The organism is Dyella monticola (assembly GCF_003363155.1).
GTDB classification, from domain to species: domain Bacteria; phylum Pseudomonadota; class Gammaproteobacteria; order Xanthomonadales; family Rhodanobacteraceae; genus Dyella_B; species Dyella_B monticola.
On sequence record NZ_QRBE01000002.1, the window covers coordinates 167,348 to 187,607 of the forward strand.

The 20,260-nt window shown below is 57.7% G+C and carries 12 protein-coding genes and 1 pseudogene; 8 read left to right on the top strand and 5 right to left on the bottom strand.

The window, feature by feature from the left end:
• The first annotated feature begins 799 nt into the window (after positions 1-799).
• Entirely contained in the window at positions 800-1,231 is a 432-nt protein-coding gene (locus DWU98_RS04635; RefSeq protein ID WP_147293215.1) for a hypothetical protein, read from the top strand.
• On the opposite strand, the gene DWU98_RS04640 is transcribed toward DWU98_RS04635, so the two are convergent.
• Positions 1,228-1,761, bottom strand: coding sequence for an ECF-type sigma factor (locus tag DWU98_RS04640; RefSeq protein ID WP_158544964.1), 534 nt, complete (start codon positions 1,759-1,761; stop codon positions 1,228-1,230). The genes DWU98_RS04635 and DWU98_RS04640 overlap by 4 nt on opposite strands.
• 30 nt (positions 1,762-1,791) lie before the next feature.
• Positions 1,792-4,500 carry a serine/threonine-protein kinase gene (locus DWU98_RS04645; protein ID WP_158544965.1) on the bottom strand — a complete coding sequence of 903 codons (2,709 nt, stop codon included), beginning with the start codon at positions 4,498-4,500 and terminating at the stop codon, positions 1,792-1,794.
• A gap of 359 nt (positions 4,501-4,859) precedes the next feature.
• Here DWU98_RS04645 and DWU98_RS04650 point away from each other — a divergent pair, with 359 nt between their 5' ends.
• Both DWU98_RS04650 and DWU98_RS04655 read left to right on the top strand, forming a co-directional pair.
• Positions 4,860-11,501 (top strand): autotransporter outer membrane beta-barrel domain-containing protein, encoded by a 6,642-nt coding sequence (locus DWU98_RS04650; protein ID WP_115494331.1) that lies wholly within the window; start codon positions 4,860-4,862, stop codon positions 11,499-11,501.
• A 284-nt stretch (positions 11,502-11,785) separates the two neighbouring features.
• The gene (locus DWU98_RS04655) at positions 11,786-12,394 is read left to right on the top strand and encodes a hypothetical protein (RefSeq protein WP_147293216.1); all 609 of its coding nucleotides are present in this window, start codon (positions 11,786-11,788) and stop codon (positions 12,392-12,394) included.
• 244 nt (positions 12,395-12,638) lie between these two features.
• Here DWU98_RS04655 and DWU98_RS04660 read toward each other — a convergent pair whose 3' ends face one another.
• Entirely contained in the window at positions 12,639-13,688 is a 1,050-nt protein-coding gene (locus DWU98_RS04660; RefSeq protein ID WP_115494333.1) for a hypothetical protein, read from the bottom strand.
• Between the two features lie 610 nt (positions 13,689-14,298).
• Between DWU98_RS04660 and DWU98_RS04670 the strand changes: the two genes are divergently transcribed.
• The 4 genes from DWU98_RS04670 to DWU98_RS04685 all read left to right on the top strand — a co-directional run bounded on the left by DWU98_RS04670 (position 14,299) and on the right by DWU98_RS04685 (position 18,066).
• Complete coding sequence (locus DWU98_RS04670) at positions 14,299-14,958, top strand: hypothetical protein (protein WP_115494335.1); 660 nt, start codon at positions 14,299-14,301, stop codon at positions 14,956-14,958.
• Between the two features lie 175 nt (positions 14,959-15,133).
• Positions 15,134-15,604, top strand: coding sequence for a hypothetical protein (locus tag DWU98_RS04675; RefSeq protein ID WP_115494336.1), 471 nt, complete (start codon positions 15,134-15,136; stop codon positions 15,602-15,604).
• 504 nt (positions 15,605-16,108) lie between these two features.
• A complete protein-coding gene (locus DWU98_RS04680; RefSeq protein WP_158544966.1) occupies positions 16,109-16,627 on the top strand; it encodes a cysteine dioxygenase in 519 nt (172 codons plus the stop codon).
• A gap of 41 nt (positions 16,628-16,668) precedes the next feature.
• Positions 16,669-18,066: an FAD/NAD(P)-binding protein gene (locus DWU98_RS04685; protein ID WP_115494338.1), complete on the top strand. Its 1,398-nt coding sequence runs from the start codon at positions 16,669-16,671 to the stop codon at positions 18,064-18,066.
• A 79-nt stretch (positions 18,067-18,145) separates the two neighbouring features.
• On the opposite strand, the gene DWU98_RS22540 is transcribed toward DWU98_RS04685, so the two are convergent.
• Both DWU98_RS22540 and DWU98_RS04695 read right to left on the bottom strand, forming a co-directional pair.
• The gene (locus tag DWU98_RS22540; protein ID WP_115494339.1) at positions 18,146-18,523 is read right to left on the bottom strand and encodes a glycoside hydrolase domain-containing protein; all 378 of its coding nucleotides are present in this window, start codon (positions 18,521-18,523) and stop codon (positions 18,146-18,148) included.
• 259 nt (positions 18,524-18,782) lie between these two features.
• Positions 18,783-19,670 (bottom strand): phytanoyl-CoA dioxygenase family protein, encoded by an 888-nt coding sequence (locus tag DWU98_RS04695; RefSeq protein WP_158544968.1) that lies wholly within the window; start codon positions 19,668-19,670, stop codon positions 18,783-18,785.
• A 301-nt stretch (positions 19,671-19,971) separates the two neighbouring features.
• On the opposite strand from DWU98_RS04695, the pseudogene DWU98_RS04700 reads away from it, so the two are divergent.
• A pseudogene (locus DWU98_RS04700) lies at positions 19,972-20,124 on the top strand (IS3 family transposase); the annotation flags it as partial.
• Positions 20,125-20,260: the final 136 nt, after the last annotated feature.

The window sequence follows — 20,260 nt, forward strand, 5'->3', positions numbered from 1 at the left end:
CTTACTTCGTTTTGGCCTTAGCGGCCCCGCCACGGGACACAAGGCTGAAGCGGTCAAGCAAGTCACCGAGGGGGGTGCTAAAACCTGCGCCTACAACGTCGTGCTGGGCCTGCATACGCTGTATGGACAACTGGCCGAACTGACCATAACCGTCCGTCCGCTTCAGGAACGCTGCCTAGCCACTCAATCGATGCCCGTTAGATATCCGCGGGAATCTGTGGAGTCACTCGTCATCTACTGAGTCAATTTGGATCAGAATGATCTTGCCCTGAATCATGGACACTTAGTTAAGCGACATGTTGTAGCTCAAACTCGACGGGGCTGAGATAACCCAGGGTGGAGTGGAGTGCTAGAGTCATTAGGGCCTTTGCCGCCGATGTTCTGTGGGCGGTTTCTGCGGCCACAGGTCGTGTAAATGAAGTGCACCCCGAAATCATCAACGTTCGGCGGCGCGTCTTCAACTGGCCACTCTATTCCGTAGCGAATACACGTCCACATAGCTTACATCGGCCATAGTGCCGTTTTTAATGTTCTTGGAGGTCACATAGAACTTGGACGTTGTTCAGTATCAGCATTTAGCGTTTCGCCGGACAGTAGGCCGAACATACGCGTAGAGCATAAAGTATGCCGCTTTCACAAATATGTAATTGGTTCACACGTATCTGGGCTGATGTTGCGATCGCGTTCTCAGTTGACGCCTCGCGCAAAATCACTTTGATCGAGTTTTCCCCTCCCCTGCGTATTACCTTGAAAGACCTGCTTGCGAGGAGAAGCGCTTATGCTTATGGCTAGCTCTTCGGTGACACGCACCCAGCGGATTGCGGTCCGTTATGAGACGGCTTTCGGCTTTCTCGTCAATCCATACAACTTGGTCTTGTGGTCATTCGTCGACATCACCGAATTGCATAAGGCAGGCGACGGTTGGTGGAGTGTGCGGACACTGGCTGGACCTGCGCGGATGAGGACGCTATGCAATGCGCCATCGGGCGTGATCGACTTCGAATTCGATTTTGCGGATTGGAAGTGGCTGATTCCCACCCGCCTGTTGAGAAACGCCGGAGGCTGCGATTACGTCATCACGCTCTTGGCGTGGGACGACCAACCCGGAGGCATTTTCAGCGAACAGCTTTTACTCATCGACCAGAAGCTGGTCCGCCTCAAACTTCTGCTCGAAGCGCAGGAGGCTATCGGCTCATTCAGGAAAAATCGGGCGCCAAATCAGGAGAATTAAGTGCCACCCAATTCGCGACGAAGCCACGCGCGCGCCATGCGCCACTCCCGCGTCACGGTCGCCGTGGAGATATCCAGCGTCTGCGCGATCTCCTCCAACGTCATGCCGCCAAAGAATTTCATTTCCACCACCTTCGCTTGTTGGGGGTCGACGTCGGCCAGCTTGGTGAGAGCGGCGTCTATCGATTCGAGGTCGACCGGATCCTCCATGGCAATGTCGATCTCGGTGATCGCGAGCCGGTTTTCACGCTGCGGGCGCTTCGCGGCGTGCTGGCGCCTGGCATAGTCGATCAGGACCTGCCGCATCGCGTGGGAGGTAATTCCCATCAGGTGACCGCGGTCCATCAGTTCGGGGCGTTCGCTGCCAAGCATCTTCAAGTATGTTTCGTGCACCAGCGCCGTCGTGCTGAGCGTGGAGAAACCGTCCACCTCCGACAGCCTGCGCCGCGCCATCTGCCTTAGCGAGGCGTACACGGCGGAAAAAAGCGAAGCGAACGCTGCGTCGTCACCGGATCTGCTGGCCGCGATCATCTGCGTGATGGAAGGATCGGATTGCATCGTCTATACACCTGATACTTTCTTGTTGACGCATGGTTGCAACGGCGCAGGGTGTTCCGCGCTCTGTTTTTTTACGGCCTGCTCGTATTGTGCGGAGAAGATCGCAGCCTTGCTGCAATTGCCCAGGGCGGCGTCCGTCTCGTAGTCATCTTTTGCCAGACGTTCGGCCTGGGCGTATTTTCCCTCTCCCAATAGCAGATCGACGTGCAACGACTTGCCCCGCGCTGCCGTACCGGGCAACTGCGCCTCGACGGTCTCAAGCCGTTGCAGTGACGCTTCAGCCTGACCGTAGTGCTTGTTGTGAACCTGTGCGTTCGTCAGCTGATAAAGGATCTCTTCATAGACATCCACATAGCCATCGGGGGCTTTATGCCCCAGCACTGCATCGGCTTGCGCAAAGTAACGTTCGGCGTTCGCATCATTCACCCCTAACTGCGTGGCGCCCAAACTGTAAAGCGTATGCGCGTAGACCAATTTGTCGATCCCGCTTTGCTGGTGCGCCGCCAGCGCCGGCAGTGTGCCTTGAAGAAGTTGTGCTGCCTCGGCCTTGCGTCCCAGCTTCACCAACGCAATCGCTTCGTTGCCTGTCAATTGCAAATAGAAGCGGTCCTCTGGGCCGGCCACGGCGCGGGCGACTTGCCTGGCCTGTTCGTATATCGGCACGGAGGCTTCCCGCTGGCCCGCGCCGCCCAGGGTAACTGCTAAATCGTTGAGTATCACCGCGTAGCTCATGTCGGAGGTTCCGATGACTCGCGCATGATCGGCAATGATGGATTTAAATAATGGAATGGCCTTCGCTGGGTCCAGCAGTTTTTGGGCTTGCGCCTGCGATGCGCGAAACTCCAGTGTTGACGGCGCATCGAACCCCTTGCTCTTGGCTGAGCTGTTGACGGCCAAGGTCAATGCATCGAAAGCCGCTTGATAATCACCTTTGGACTGATAGGCCAAGCCCAGCGATTTATAGGCCTCCGGAAGGAGCGATTCTTCGTTCCGCTCGCGTACCGTTTCGATCTCGGCGCGCAAGGCGGGAATCGCCTTGTCCAGATTCGCATCGGCCGCGAGCACCGAATTTTGAAGCTTTCCGATGCTTATTTGATCGGGTAGGTCTTGCTTGTCGGACACGTTTTGCAGCGCATTTTCGGCTTTGTCGTAGTACGCGATTGCCTCGCGGAAGTTGCCATCCGTCGAATGAGCGTTGGCAATGGCAATAAGTATGTTAACGCGATCGACGGCAGACGCAGGCCCGTTGCCGAGATAAGTCAATGCCGCTTGAAGCGTTGCGATACCTTTCTTGTTCAGCCCTAGGCCGTTGTAAGCGTAGCCAATGGTGGCGAGAATCGTTGCCCTAATCTCAGGATCGAGCGACCTTTTCGACTCCAGTCCGTGGACGCTCGTGTCCAGAGCTTCCCGAACTGTGACTGTTTCACCGCGCGACTTGCTGGGATCGGCTTCTGCGAAAAAGTTGTTGATGAATGCGACCACCTGCTCAGCACGGTCGCGCTCCAGTTGCGTGCGCTGCAATTGCACCTGGCGCACCACGGCAAAGCCAGTGATCAATAGTACGAAGGCGGATATCGTGGCGATTTTCCATCGATTGCGCTGCACAAAACGCCGTGAACGATAGATCACACTGCCTCTGCGCGCAGCGACCGGCCTGGATGCAAGGAATCGGCGAAGATCCGTACCCAATTCATACACTGAGGTGTATCGATCTTCTGGCCGTTTACGCAACGTTTTCAGCACGATGGCGTCGAGGTCGCCAGGAACCGATATCACCTTGTTCACGTTGCCGCCAAGCACGACGGTTTGCGCATGGCTCGGTTTTTCTGGCTCTTTCTCGCAAACGCTGTGCGCCAACTCGAAAGTTTCGCCCGTTTTGGCAAGAAACGGTGGGCGTCCGGCCATGACTTCATACAGTACTGCACCGAGCGAATACACATCGGTTGCCGTGGTTAGCGCCTGCCCCTTCATCTGTTCCGGACTCGCGTAATAGGGTGTCAATAACCGTTGTGCGTCAACCGTACGGCAAGCAGCACTTGTATCGCCGTGGTCCAATAAGCGGGCGATACCGAAATCGAGCAATTTAGGTTCACCCTCGGCGGTCACGAGTATATTGCTGGGTTTCAAATCCCGATGCAGCACGAGATGTTGATGGGCATAGCTCACCGCCGCGCATACCTTCACAAACAGCTCTGCGCGCTGGCGTGCATTGAGCGAATGTGCGCTGCAATAGTCGGTGATCGGCAAACCGTCCACGTACTCCATTGCAATGAAGGGGCGGCCATCCTGCAAGGTTCCTGCTTCGATCAGATGGACGATATTCGGGTGATTCAATCGAGCGAGGATGGCGCCTTCGGCGCGAAATTGCGCCATCATCGTTTCGCTCAATCGCCCGGCTAAATGCAGCAGCTTGAGCGCGATCTGCTGGCGAACATCGCCGTTGCATCGCTCTGCGAGGTAAACGACACCGTGCCCCCCCTCTTCGAGGCGGCGAATGAAGTGGTAATTGCGCGGTGTGTCCACTTCAACGACATCATCCGCGCCTGGTTCGAACAGGTAGGCAAGGTCGCTGTCGAGAAACGATGAATCGTCTGGCTCCAACGATGCGATCAGCCACTGCACTTCGTTGAAGAGTTCCGCATCACCGCCACAGCGCACTGTAAGGAACGCCGACCGTTCGGTCGGATCGAGATCGAGTGCGGCATGTGCCAACGCCTTTGCCTGGCGGTACCGCTCCGAATGTGCGTCGCCCATTCGATTGCCCCCTGGAATTCCGCAGTGCTCGCGGAATGCGCGCGTCCAAGATAGCGCCGGACGGGGCGGAAAATAAAGTCACGGGCGTTCCGGCGGGTCTATCCGGGCACGTCCCGGCAAGCTGAACAGCCAGAAATCGGTCCGTGATCGACCTCACAAACGTTTTGCGTATTCCTTCATGACCGGCAAAAAAAACGACGTTACGACGTCTTGACCGCCGGATCGAGGGGTTAAGGCCACGCGCTGCTTCGAAGGACGGCTTCCGCCGCTCTCGACTGTGACCGCCCTAGCCCACCTTATCCATTGAGGAAATCGTCATGCAAACGCAGCGTCGCCGCCCCATTCCGCGCAAGAGCGCAATGTCACTGGCCATTTCACAGGTCGTCCGTCAGCGCAGCGCGGTGCTGACAGCCTCCGCGCTGATCGGCATGGCCAGCTTCGGGCCGGCGACAGCCCTGGCGCAGAGTGTCGTCAATGCAGGCCCATCGGGCAGCATTTTGGTGACCAATAACGTAAACGGTTCGGTCATCAACAACAGCAGCATTACGGAGACGCCACCCGCCACGTACGGATTGGAGCTTCAAGATGCATCCGTGACGGACCAAGTCACGAATAACGGCACGATCGGTGCTGGGGGAGTGGGTCTTGCACTGACGACCACGACCACCGGCGGGTCCTCGGTCGGCGATGGCATCGTCAACGCTGGCCAAATCACGGGCGGCACGGCTGCCGTCTCGATTACCGGCAATTACACGATCAATAACGGCATCACGAACACGGCGACGGGCGCGTTGACGGCCAACGTTGGTCTCACGGTGGCGAATGGCGCCTCGGTCACAGGCGATATCGTTAATCAGGCAGGTGGCACCATTCAGGCAACCATAGACGGTATCGATGCGAACAACAGCACGTTGTCCGGCAACCTTACCAATGCCGGCGGCATTATCGCCGGCACTGGCAACGCCAGCTCTGGCAATGGCATCACCCTCGAAAATGGCACGACGCTAACTGGCACGCTGGAGAACGATGGGTCCATCGCCTCAGCTAACGGCAACGGCATGGTGGTTACGAACGCCACCGCCCAGGACGGTGTTGTCAACACGGGCACGATCAACAGCGATCAGTCCGATATCGCAGTCAGCGGTACGTCCGTTGTCACCAACGGCATCGTCAATTCGGGAACGCTGACGTCGCCCACGGCTACCGGTCAATCCGACGATGGCATCGTTGTCTCGGGTGCCACCGTCAACGGTGATATTCAAAATACGAGTAACGGTCAGATCAGCAGCAACTATGCGGGTATCAATCTGGTGAGCGGCGCCACTATCACTGGCAATATCACCAATGCCGGTTCCGTTTCCCAAGACCAAATTGGCGTATTCCTTTCGCAAAGCACCCTCAACGGCAACCTCGTCAATAACGGGACGATCCAATCGGCCGCTTACGCGCTTGAAGCGTATGGCGGGACCACCATCAATGGCGACGTTGTCAATACAGGAACGGTCAATGGCAATACCGAAGCGCTACTGCTGGTAGGGGGCGGAACGCTTCCCGCAGCGATTCTCAACGGAAGCATCATCAACAGCGGCACCCTCGCCGGCGTGGGGCCGGGCAACGGCTTTGTGCCCGTGTCCGGGATCGATGACCAAGGGACCATCACTGGTAGCATTACCAACAGTGGCAGCATTACCGGCGTCAATGCCGGTATCGACATCAGCGGCGGCAGCGTTGCCAAAGGCGTCAGCAATAGCGCCACGATCGCGGGCGGCGGTGTCGGCATCGCCGTTGTCAACGGTGGCAGCGTCCAGAACGGCATCACCAACCAGGCGAGTGCCAGCATCCAAGGCAGTGGCGCGGGTATCGAAGTCGATGGCAGCGGCAGCGCCGTTTCGGGCGGCATCGCCAACAGCGGCAAGATCGTTGCCGCGAATGGCGACGGCATCGAGCTTGCCAACGGCGCGGCGGTCACGGGCGATATCGTCAATCAGGCGGGCGCCACCATTCAAAGCCAGACCGGCGTATACATTTCGCAAAGCACACTCAGCGGCAACCTCGTCAATAACGGCACGGTGCAATCGGGCGCTTACGGTCTTGAGGAAGGCATCGGGTCCACCATCAATGGCAACATCGTCAATACGGGAACGGTCAGCGGCATTCCCGAAGCGATAACGCTGGTAGGAAATCCCGGCAAGGGGACCACCGGAGCCGCGATTCTCAACGGCAGCATCATCAATAGCGGAACCCTTTCCAGCCAGGGACCGGGGCCAGGCACCGGCGCGGCGGTGGCAGTGTCCGCGATCGAAGATGAAGGGACCATCACCGGAAGCATCAGCAACAGCGGTTCCATTACCTCCACTGGCAATGGTATCGACATCGACGACGGCAGCGTTGCTAAAGGCATTAGCAATAGCGGCACCGTCACGTGGGAAAGTACCGGCAACGGAGGCGACGGCATCTTGATCGGCATCGGTGGCAACGTCCAGGACGGGATCACCAATCAGGTGGGCGCCAGCATTCAAGGCACCGTTGTGGGGATCGGCGTCGAAGGCAGTTCCGTTTCGGGTGGCATTGCCAACAGTGGTAAGATCGTTGCCACGAATGGCGACGGCATACAGCTTGCCAATATTCCGGGCGCCGCCAACGCGACGGTCACGGGTGATATCGTCAATCAGGCGGGCGGCACCATTCAGGCAACCACAGACGGTATTCGCATATACGACAGCACCGTGTCCGGCACCATCACCAGTGGCGGCAGCATTACCGCCAACAGTGGCAATGGCATCGCCCTCGAAAATGACGCCACGCTAAGCGGAACGCTGGAGAACGATGGGACCATAGCGTCAACCAACGGCAACGGCATATTGGTTGCGAACTCCACCGCCAAGAACGGTATTGTCAACACGGGCACGATCAACAGTAATGCGGGCGACATCGAAGTCAGCGGTACGTCCGTGGTCACCAACGGCATCGTCAATTCGGGAACGCTGACATCGCCCACGGCAGATCCATCCGAAGATGCCATCGTTATCGCGGGCGCCACCGTCAACGGCGGCATTCAAAACACGAGTAACGGCAAGATCATCGGCAGCATCATCAACAGCGGAACCCTTTCCGCAGCCGGGCCAGGCATGGTGTCCGGGATCGACGATCAAGGGAGCATCGCTGGCAGCATTGCCAACAGCGGCACCATTAGCGGCGTTGACGCCGGCATCGACATCAGCGGCGGCAGCGTCGCTCAGGGCATTAGCAATAGCGCCACCATCACGGGAGGTGGTGTCGGTATCGACGTTTTAGACGGCGGCAGCGTCCAAAATGGAATCACCAATCTGGCGGGCGCCAGCATCCAAGGCAGTGCCGCGGGTATTGAGGTCAGTGGCAGCGGCAGCGCCGTTTCGGGCGACATGGCCAACAGCGGCAAGATCGTTGCCACGAATGGCGACGGCATTGCGCTTACCAACGGCGCGGCGGTCACGGGGGATATCGTCAATCAGACGGGCGGTATCATTCAGGCAACCGCCGACGGTATTGATGTGAACAACAGCACCGTGTCCGGCAACATCACCAATGGCGGCAGCATTACCGCCGGCACGGGCACCGCCAGCATTGGCAATGGCATCGCCGTTGAAAATGGCGCGACGCTCAGCGGAACGCTGGAGAACGATGGGTCCATCACGTCAGCCAAAGGCAATGGCATAGCGGTTGCGAGCGCCACCGCCAAGAACGGTATTGTCAACACGGGCACGATCAAAAGCTATCTGACCGCCATTGGGGTCTCGGGTACGTCCGTGGTCACCAACGGCATCGTTAATTCGGGAACGCTGACATCTTCCGCGGCAGGTTCCTCCGCGAATGCCATCGTTGTTTCGGGTGCCACCGTCAGCGGCGGCATTCAAAACACGAGTAACGGTCAGATCACCAGCAGCAACGTAGGCATCAGTTTGGTGAGCGGCAGCACCATCAATGGTGGTATCACCAACGATGGTTCCATTACCGACGACAACATTGGCGTAACCGTTTTTCAAAGCACACTCAACGGCAACCTCACCAATAACGGCACGGTTCAATCGACCGCTTACGCTCTTGATGAGAATGCGGGGTCCACCATCAATGGAAACATTGTCAATGCAGGGGCAGTCAAAGGCAATGTCGACTCGATATTTATAGACGGGAGCGGCGGAGCGCTTCTCAACGGCAGCATCCTCAATAGCGGAACCCTTTCCAGCGTGGGGCCGAGCAACGGTGCTGAGCCCGTGTCCGCGATCGAGGACCAAGGGACCATCACTGGCAGCATTACTAACAGCGGCACCATTACCACTCTTGGTACCGGTATCGACATCAACGGCGGCAGCGTTGCTCAAGGCATTAGCAATAGCGCCGCGATCACGGGAGGCAGTGTCGGCATCGACGTCATTAACAGTGGCAGCGTTCAGAACGGGATCACCAATCAAACGGGCGCCAGCATTCAAGGTGCCAATGCCGGTGTCGACGTCAGTGGCAGCGGCAGCGCCGTTTCGGGTGGTATGGCCAACAGCGGCAAGATCATTGCCACAAATGGTGGCGGCATTGCGCTTGCCAACGGTGCCGCGGTCACGGGGGATATCGTTAATCAGGCGGATGGCACCATTCAGGGAACCGCCGACGGTATTGGCGTAAACAACAGTACCGTGTCCGGCACCATCACCAATGGCGGCAGCATTACCGCCAGCAATGGCAACGGCATCACCCTCGAAAATGGTGCGACGCTCAGCGATGGCATCGCCAATCAGGCGGGCGCCAGCATTCAAGGCACCAATGCGGGCATCGACGTTAATGGCAGCACGATTGCCGGTGGCATCGCCAACGCGGGCAGCATCACGTCCACCACCGGCAACGGTATTTCCGTCGAAAACGCAGGCCAGATTACTGGCGTGATCAACAACGCCTCCACCGGCCTGATCAGTGGCGTGATGGGGCTTAGCATCAGCGGTTCGACCGGCTCACCGTCTTACGTGGTGACCAACAACGGCCAACTCACCGGCACGGGTGGCACCGCGATCAGTTCCGATGCGGCGATGACCCTCAATCAAAGTGCCGGGCAGATCAGCGGCGATGTGCTTTTGTCGACGGTAGGAAGCGTCAACAATACGATCAATTTGAGTGGCGGTTCGATCACCGGGATTGTGAACTACGAGGCGGGCAACAACGTGCTCCAATGGACCGGTGGCACGGCCGGTCCGTCCATCACGTTCAACGGCAGCAATGGCCTCGCCGTCTTGACGAATCTCACCGGCGCCAATGTCGGCGCGACCGTTCTCGATGGCAACCAGGGCGTTAACGAACTGGTGTTCGATAACACGGCACTCACGGGCGCCGCGCAGTTTCAACACTTCGAAGCGGTCCAGCTGACCCACGGGTCGAACCTTGCGCTCAACGGCAACCTGGTGCTTGGCAACAGCGGCGCGGGCACGGGCACGCTGTCGATCGATGCGACCTCGACGCTGGGTGCCGGCGGCGGCAATTTTGCCGTGAGTCCTTTCGCAGCGGGTCAAGCCGTCACCGTGACCAATAGTGGAACGATCGATCTCACCAACGGCACGACGGGCGTGGGGAATGTCTTTACCGTCAACGGCAACTATGCGGGCAACAATGGCTTGTTGAAGGTTCGGACGGTACTGGGCGGCGACAACTCGACCACCGATGAGCTGGTTGTTAATGGCAATACGTCCGGCGCCACGACGTTGAGTGTGACGAACGTGGCTGGCGCCGGTGCGCCGACCGTCAATGGCATCGAAGTGGTCAATGTGAGCGGCGCCTCGAAAGGTACGTTTGCGCTGCAAGGCAACGACGTCTTCCAAGGTCAGCAAGCCGTCGTGGCCGGTGCTTACGCGTATCGCTTGTATCAAGGCACGCCGAGCTCGAACAACGGTGACTGGTATCTGCGTTCGGTGCTTGTCAATCCGTCGACCCAAACGATCACGAAGGGCAGCCCGCCGCCGCCGCCGTCGCCGCTCTATCAGCCTGGCGTGCCGCTGTACGAAGCCTATGCAGGCGCGCTGGAGCAGATGAACACACTCGACACGCTGTTCCAGCGCATCGGCGATCGTCAGTGGGAAGGCTCGCAGGCCAAGGGTGCCATGCAACCCGGCGAGGGCCTGTGGATGCGCGTGGACGGTGGTTTTGAATCGTTCAAGCCGGAGGTCACCACCAGCGACGCCGATTACAACTTGTCGACCTGGAAAGCCGAGATCGGCATCGATAAAACGCTGGGCGAAAATGAGAGCGGCAAGGTAGTGGGGAGTGCGATGGTGCAGTACGGCCGCTATCAATCGGACGTAACGTCGATCTATGGCGATGGACGCATCAAGACCGACGGCGTTGGTTTCGGCGGAGCGCTCACCTGGTTTGGCAATAACGGCTTTTATGTCGATGCACAGGGCCGTTGGACCAACTTCAGCACGAACTTGGACTCGACCTCGGCCACGCAACTCACTGAAAACGACAACCACGGTTACGGTTACACCTTGGGCCTTGAAGTGGGTCGACGCTTCCAGTTGAACGATCAATGGTCGGTGATTCCTCAGGCGCAAGTGGTCTACGGCAAAGTGTCGTTCGACAGCTTCACCGATGCGTTCGGTGCAAAAGTGACGCAAGAGCAAGGTAGAAATGCGACGGGTCGTGCTGGCCTGATGTTCGACTACGGCCATACGTACAAGGGCTCAGCTGGCCCGGTCGCCACGCATGTCTATGCCATCGCCAATCTATACCAGAACCTGGGCGATGCAGCGGGTGTGAATGTTTCCGGCACCGATTTGATCACGCGCAATGAGCGTACCTGGGGCGGATTGGGTATCGGTGGTTCAATGGATTGGGCCGGCGGCCGCTATTCGGTTTACGGCGAAGTACAAGCGTCGACCGGCTTGAACGACTTCGGAAACTCGCATGCGCTCAACGGCACCGTGGGCTTCCGCATACGCTGGTGATGATGGGTGCACGTTGCCCATATGGCGGTGACGACGAAGGCAAATTCCCCGCCCGCCCGAGAGGGTACCCCCTGTGCCCTACTCTCTAAGAAGAAGGAACTCACCGGGGAAAAGGAGCTTCCGTCGTCACCGCCATGTGGGCAACCGGAAAAATCGAAACAGTCGACGCCATGTCTATTGGTTCGGTTCGCTGCACTCTTTATATCGAACATGTCGTCGGTTGACTCCGTCAGTTCCAGATCCAACCACTCCGTTGACAATCGTCACTTGAAAACGCAGGCATCATGAAGAAGCCATCCTTTACACGGCGTCGCGCATCACGTGAGTCCTTTTCATTTCCTGCCCACGGACTGTTCGTAGGCATCTATGGAACTATCGTCGGCGCGATGATCGCGTTGAACATGGTCACCGGCTATCACGACGGTTGGAGGTGGGGATGGCGCGGCTTCCTGATGTTCGGGCCGTTCTGGCTTTTTGCTGTCGTTTTCGCGCTGCTCGGGCGGTGCAGTATCGTCATTGACGACATGGCCATTGCCAAGCATCTCTTCGGATACACCTGGGAGAAAATTCGTTGGGACGAACTGGGCTGCGCCAAGGTGCGCTCAGTACGCACGCGAATGGGAACGCTCACGGTATTCGTGCTTGAAAAGAAGGCTGTGATAGCGACGTCCAAGAAAAGACGCCTATGGTTTACCGATGAAGTGGACATGCTCGGCAACCTGATCGGGAAAATCAATCGCGCGCTTCTCCAAAGCCGCATCCCTGTTTATGACGAACGCTTTGGCAAAACCATCGAGTTACGCCAGTTGCCTGCAATAATCGAGCCCGCTCGTCATGAGCTTGAGGCCACCCTGCGAACTAAGGCCGCGAGGCGACAGCCCCATGAGCGTTAAGCATCGAGCGTAGATTTTGTCTGCCGATACCAGGTTGGAATTAATACCTTTGCGCGCCGCGATTTTAGACACAGATTTAGGATTAAATTTCATCCCTCAAATATGTGCCCGTGGCAATGCATGCCATTAATTTTATGAGCTATTTAATGGAAGCGTATTTGCGCAGAAGGAAGACCGCACGCGCCTGAACCGGTTTTCCGATCAAGCCCGCCAAGAGCTGCCTGAATACACAGAGGCGCCATGTCTATTTGGCCAACTTGAGGGTTTTCATCAACGATGTGAGACGCATGACAAACATGCTGCCTTGTGTCTTTGCGGGGTTCGGCTGGGAGTACTTGAACTCCCGGTTCGGCAGCTGCTGCACTTCATGCCCAGGATCATCGGGATTGAATCCACGGCCCGCCCCCAAATGCTGGTTGAACTTGCCGCTCGATTTGAACATGTAGCGGTAAGCGCCCGTAAGCGTAAACTGGCTGGATTTTTGCGTGAAATTAAGCTTGGGCTGGTGCACATGATGAAGCGCCGAATAATCTTGACCCGGCGCTCCGTGAAGCTGCATCAACGCATCACGGTAAAACGCCCTGGCCGGATGGGCGACATCTCCTTCGATGCGCGCGCGTTGAGTGCTGTCTGGCTCCGTATCCATTTCCTTTTGCCTGCTGCCATAGGTAGGGCTAAAGGATGCAAAGTTGGAAGCCGCCTTGGATGCGTGCATGCGCGGGTTATCGATGGCGATCGCCAGCCCTTCGTCATAAGCCTGCTGGGCATTATGTGGATTGCGCCGCTTGATCGATTCGCCGGATGCAATGTGGTCGTTATTGGCCTCCCAGGCGCCCTGGGCCTTCGGTAACACAGGAAATCTGCTGTGGCCGATGGCCACGGGTGCCGCATACGTGCCTACATCCATAGGTTCAAGCGGCCCAGCAACGCGATCGGCGCGCCGGCGATCAATCAATTCGCCCTTGGCAAACCGATCTTTCATGGCGTCGTTTTCACCCTTCCAAGTGCCAAACCCCATGTTCCACGAGTTGTTCTTCAGGGGCCGCCCGAGGTTGTGCACCTGGGTCTTGTCGAACTCATAAAAATCGCCGGCATGGTATGCGTAATTCTTACCGGTATTGGGGTCAGTCACTTTATTACTGAAGGTTCGCTTGCCGGCGTTCTTCCAGGCCGCGAAATCCTGGACGTTCATGGTTACGTAGCGACCCTTATTCTGGTACGCCGCGAAATAGCTGTCCTTCTGATACTGATGGACCTTGCCGCGTCCATCCATGCGAAAACTGACTTCCGGCATCTCGACTTCCTCCGGGCTGACGGCCGCGACGCAATACGCCCCATGGCCGCCTTCATCTAAAGCGCTACATCGCCTGAAAGCATCAAAACCTAGATCCCCTTTCCACACGCACTTGGCGTATCGAACACGCCATCCTGCTTGAAAGCGCATGAGCGAAGGCGTCTCCAAGATAGTAGAACCATGCCACCACCGCCGCAATGCCAGCGCCCAGAAGCTCGAAGGCATCGTGCCCAAACGCGCCCCTCGCCCTGTCGAGGTGGCTGAAGCCATTCAATCGGTGCTTCCAGTGGAATTGGAAGCGACGACACTCATTCAACGCACACGTTAAAGAACTCACTACTGCGGATGCGTAGACCATGGGAAACTTGTTTTCGCTTTCAATACACGAGTAAGAGCATGGACTTCTCGAAATCCATGTATTCGGTTTGGTTCGCTGGTGGATTCAAGCGCTTCAACACGACTGCTCGGGTGCACTCCCATAGGGCTAATAGCGGGGGCAGCATAAGATGTTCTGATCGGTTTTGGCTGGAATTTCTCTAGCTAGCGCTCCATCCGCTACATTTCTTCTTGACAGCGTGTGCTGCGCATCGGGAAACTAATCAAAGCAGTCATGAAGTTGCGCCTTTATCCTTACGCGCAGCGGGCCAGGGAAAGGGCCAAGGGGAAGGATCGAATAATCAGGGGGAATACGATGTCGCTACGTGGATTGTGGCTCTTGTCGCTTGTCGTGGTGCTCAGCGCATGCGCCACCGACAAGAATGTGACTGACTCAGCACAGTTGCCTCCGGGGACTGGCATCATGGTCGCCAACGTCCTGGTCAGATCGGTCGGCGGCGTGGCGTATCCGCCTGTCACCATCAACTTCGACAAAATGCATGGCTTGTCTCCGTCAAAGGTTGTTGCGCTGCCCTTGCGGAACAACCTCATCGTGATGCAACTCCCTGCGGGAGAGTACAGCTGGACCAGCGTCAAAATAGGTGACTTAACCGGCTCAACCTCTTATGGCATGCCCTTCACCATCGAAGCAGGAAAGATCAATTACGTCGGCGACGTTTTGCTGCTGCTCGATAGTTTCCACAAGAAGGTGTCTCAAGGGGGCCTGGCCCAGCCCACCTACAATATCTTTGTAAAAGACCTCTCGGCACATACGCTCCCTGTCGCAGCGTCCACCTATCCGGAACTGTGGCGCGCCTATCCCGTCGTAACTCACCTGACGCAGGATTTTCGGCACAAAGAGCCAACCGCTCCCCTCAGGATAGTGGGTGAATAAATCCCTTTCTCCACAATAAAGAAGCAAGGGAACCGCATTTTAGTAAGGCTGCACGCGGGGTATGCCTGCATCGATCGCCTCTTGGGCGATATCCCGTATCGGACGATGCAGGTTAGGTCTCAGCACGTGCGACTCACGGATGCTTTAATCGGCATCCAAATTTTGAGACGCACCGATGGATACCCTGCGCACGCCGACTTCCAGCCCCATCGCCCTGACGGCGACCCGCTTCGCTTGCGATGCGCTTCGCGCATGGTTTCGACCCAAGACAGGGGTCATGATCGTGCTTATGGGCATCAGCGCCACAGCACTGTGTGCCACCCACCCTGCGAGCCCGCTGTTTGGAGGCATCCTCCACGCGCGAGGCCCTCATGGTGTTTACACCGAAATCCGGTTCGAGCCGCATCGACTGATAGCGCGGGTGCATGAGCCTCACATGTGCGTCTTGCATGCGCACCTTGTGCACGGAGATCCGCATACCAGCCGTTATGCCATCGAGCCACCTCAGGGTGGACGCTTCTGCGATGAACTGGTCGATGGGGAAATCCTGATCCATCCGCATACGCCGAATGACGTGATCGCCGAGTTCCGATCGGTGCGAATGGATTGGTCAGGTCGATTTCGCCGCCAAACTCAGGCCCACTGATTGCTTATCGAAAGAGCACATACGCGACCATCCCCGATAACACAGCTTAATTACCCCGCTCTCGCACTATTCGACAAAGTGCTTCATTTCTTATGTGAGACCACCGACAACAATCGCGGTAGCTCGGGAATCTACGAAGTCGAAAGCCCAGCGGCGGATTCATTAACTTTCCTGCGGCCGTCTATCCGTCCTCACGCTTTGCGCGTGTAGCCAGTCTGACACGCAAAGGCGTGGAAGCAGGCTTGTCATTCGCCTTAACTATTGCGTGATACGAAAATCATCTAAATATGCTTTTTTACGTTTTGTCGTGCATAAATCGTTAGCTTGAGCTCCCGAGTGCATAAGGACGTGCGTTTTAGTCGCTTCGATCTAGCGGATATTTAACGACGCATATGGTTCGCTTGGGTCGGAGTACGCCAACACCAGGGGTTACCGATGTACGACGCACTCACACCCTCCATTCGCGCATGGAGCAAACGGATTCTGCAGACGATCGATGCGTGCGTGCGTGACCACAAGCAGGTTGACGTAGACAACGTTGTTAGCGCCCTTTCGTCCGTCGCGACCTGGCCAGGCTGCCCACAGTCCGGCATGCTTTTTTCTGCACCCATAACGCCAGCGTATCGCCGCATTCCGCTTGGCGTTGGTACAGCGCGCAATTATGAAGCGTTGTTGATTTTATGGCCTCCTGGGCATGCAACGCCCCTTCACGACCATGACGGCTTGTGGGGAATGGAATTCGTACTTGACGGTGTGTTGGAAGTGGAATCTTTCCAGCTTTGTCCGCAACCTCCGGTCCATTTGGAGCACGATCATAGCCTGGTCGTTGGCGTAGGTGATCACATTGCGTTTTCCCAAGCGGACTATGCACACCGATGCCGCAACCTCTCCAAGACCCGCCAAGCGCTTTCGCTGCACGTGTATGGTGGCGAATTAAATTGCTATCGCAGCTTCACTCACGACGACGGACAATGGTTTTCCGAATTTCATCGAACCACGCGCGATGAAGCGACATCTACGTAAGTACTCTGCTGTAACCTTCGCTCCCCCAAAAGGTCCTCACTATGTCAGACATCGCAATCATCGGCGGCGGCGCGGCGGGAGCGGCATTGTTCGGCGCGATCCTTTCACGGGATGCATCCAAGACCGTGCACTGGGTGACGGGGAACGCGCCTCATATTGGACGGGGTGTCGCCTACAGCACCTCGCACGATCGCCATCTGTTGAATGTACGCGCCAGTGGCATGGGTCTTTATTTGGATGCCGACGAGGACTTCATTGGCTATAGCACTCGACGTCGCCCAATGTCCAAGCCTACCGACTTTCTGCCGCGCCACCTGTTTGGCGAATATATCGAGTCGCAATTGGCCAAACGCATACGCAATGCAGAATGCAGTGGCCGGCGCTTCGCTATCGCTCCCACCATCGCATCAGGCATCAAGGCTTCGTTCAACGGCTATGAGATCGCGCTTGACAACGGTGGAACCGTAACGACTGAACGAGTCGTTCTGGCGTTGGGTGCCCTTTCACCGCGTCCATTGCGGACCGTTTCTACGCGCGCGCTTGGCAGCGGCGCGTATGTGCTGGATCCCTGGATGCTTGCTTCGCGGCCGATCCAACCGCGTAGGCTCATTGTGATCGGCACCGGGCTCACTGCCATCGACACCTTGATTTCGGCCGCCATCCGTTGGCCGGACATTGAGCTCATTGCTATTTCCCGCCATGGCTTGCTGCCGTTCGTGCATCCGGCGCTTCCCATTGATCCGTTCCCGCAGCAGGCTGAACTCAACGCCAGGCTTCTGAGATGTGGTGGCCCGACGCGTGCCTTCGCTGAAATCCGACGTACGTTCCGCGAACACCAGCACATCGATTGGCGCAGCGTGATTGACGGCATGCGCCCTATCAACGCGAAACTATGGCAGGACTTTACGCCGCGTCAACGCAAGCAGTTTCTGCGCCATGCACGATGGGTGTGGGAATCGGCGCGTCATCGCCTCGCCCCCCAATCGGCCGAGGTCATCCAGCAGCTGCGCGATGAAGGGCGTTTACAGATACTCGCCGCTCGCGTGCTCGACGTCGATGGTGAAGGCCCGCTTGATGTTACGGTTCGGTCCCGCGCAAGCCAGAAGGTGACTACGCTTCAGTCGGATATCGTCGTACAGGCAACGGGCCTGGACACCGCTGTCGCTTTCGCCGAACACTCCCTGTTGTCAGGGCTACTGAAAGACGGCCTGGCAACAGCCGATCCGTTGCAGCTCGGTGTGCAGGCCCAGCCTGACGGACGCTTGATCAATGCCGCTGGCGAAGTGCAGCCTGGGCTATATGCCATCGGCTCGCTGCTTCGCGGCAATCTATGGGAATGCACGGCCATGCCGGAGATCCGCAGTGCCGCCGATGCCTTGGCAAACCAACTGAGCGTGTCGCGCGGCGAACCGGCTAAATCATCCGCGCTGGTCGCATAGCTGACGGGCGAGTCGTCCTCGAAAGCCCGTACCATCGGCGCGCATCCGGAAGACTGGATCACACTATTTCAGCCGCCGACTATCGTGTGGTGGCTGGCCGCCCCCACGACGATGGCGCATCGCCAAGACGGAACTGGAGTGTCCCGCCGTTCCTCACCTGGTTGAAATCGATCCACGTCGACGTCAACGCGGCGCCATTGAGTGCAACGTCCTGGACGTAGGTCGAACCGGCATGGCTGGCGTCGATCTTAAGGGTTTTGCCATCAGCGAGTCGGATTGTCACATGGCTAAAGAGCGGGCTTGACAGCGTGAAGCCTGGGACGGCGGGCACTTCCGGATACAGTCCAAGTGCCGCCCACACAAACCAACCGGACGTGGCGCCTTCGTCCCAGATCTTCCGGTGACGACTCGGTCTGCGCGATGGCAGGGACGAGGGGCGGCACCTGGTCCGTACCAATCATCGGATCGACGTACTGCGTCAGCGCCATATCCCGCTCGCCGCTCGGGATATGGCCAGACGGATTGCTGACACATCCCGCGCTCAATAGCGCGACCATCACGGTGCCACGCACCCAGCATGTACGTTTCGTCACTTGGAGTCTCTTCGTGTTGAGGCGGCCGCTACAGCGCGGACACTTGCCTCATTTGAACACCGCTGCAAGGTTTGTAGCCATCCAGAATCCATTCGCGCCCCTGCCCTGGCGAAGCCATCGCAATCAAGACTTCCATTCTTCCGTGTAGGCAAAGCGCGTGGGCCGCAGCGACATATATTGCACGACGCGTGGTCGTTGCGCACGGTTTGGACTGCTGCCATGCGGCAACAGGTGATGCCAGATGATCATGTCGCCGCGCTTTGCGGCAATCGGTTTCATCGTCAAGGTGCGCCGCGCATGATTCTGCACATTCACGTCTGAGGGAACGCTTTTTAGCCACTGCTTCAGCGCGCGATGAAAGCCCGGCACGCAGCTGAATGCCCCCTGGTCCTCCGCAACGTCGGCGAGATACAGGATGCCTTGCAATTCAAAGCAGTGCGGCTCGGCGAGCGTGGCGTCCCAGTGCAAATGCGGTCCGGGAAATGGCCAGTTGTCGCGCTCCGGCGGATTGAATCCGCCTTGGTCGATGGTTACCCAAAGATCTTCGCGTCCCCACAGTTGGGCATGGGCCTTATGAATACGTGGCGCGCGACGATTGGCTACCAGCGCCGGGTGTCGCAGTAGCGGCACCCAGATGGAGTGCCCCAGCGATTGGCGATACCAGGACTCCGGGTCGTCGCGATCCATCCCTAAAAAATCGTAGATGGCCGTCTCTGCGATTTCCGCCGCTTGCGGACTGATCGCGTTACGCAGAATGACATAGCCATGCTCGTGCCAGTGGGCAAGCTCGTCGGCGGTCAACCCGTCGACATGCTCAAGATCGCCGACTTCGGCGCCGACGGCCTCGCCTGCGAGTGCACGCCGCAGGCGATCCAGCGAAGCTTCTTTCAGTTCGCCGCCATTGCGCTCGCATACCCAGGCTTCGAATTGCGCATAACTCGGCCGCTCCTGATGCAAATAGCGAAGCGTCTCCAGCACGTTAAGGCGCAAGCCAGCCAGCAACGTCTTCACGACATCCTGCGGCAGCCGCGCAGCAGATCCTGGCGCGCACTGGCAAGCCCAGTAAGTATGCAACTCCTTGATACCAAGGCTCGTCGCCGTCTCGACCATCGTGCTCCCCGCTGCTTCAATAGTTTTCCAGCCCCAGGCGTCTCGGCGGCGCCGCACGGAATCATGAGGCGTTTCGTGTCAGCGAGGAAGGGGCTGGCCTGCGAGCATCCCTCATGCATAACAACCGCCGGGTCGCGTTAATTTGCGTTCCAGATGCCGAAGTCGTAGCAAGGCCTCAAACAGCCATGTGCTCTGGCTCATGCTTTATCAGGGAGCGGGGCTGCAAGTACGGCGACGCAAGCGAAAGTAGGTGCCCTCGTCCGAACGTCAACCATCGTTTCGGCCCACAACAGCGAATGAAATGAGGTCAAAGGATTTCGTGTTTGCTCGTACGACCGAAGTGGTAGTGATAAAACCTTGCGGTCATGCGCGACCACTCCTCGTTGAAGTCCGCCTTGAATACTTCTCGCAACGGCTTGTTTAGCCCATCACGCCTCTGCGTCCCGGAGGCAACCCGCCCATTTGGAGATGGCGGTACGCTTTTTCCTGCG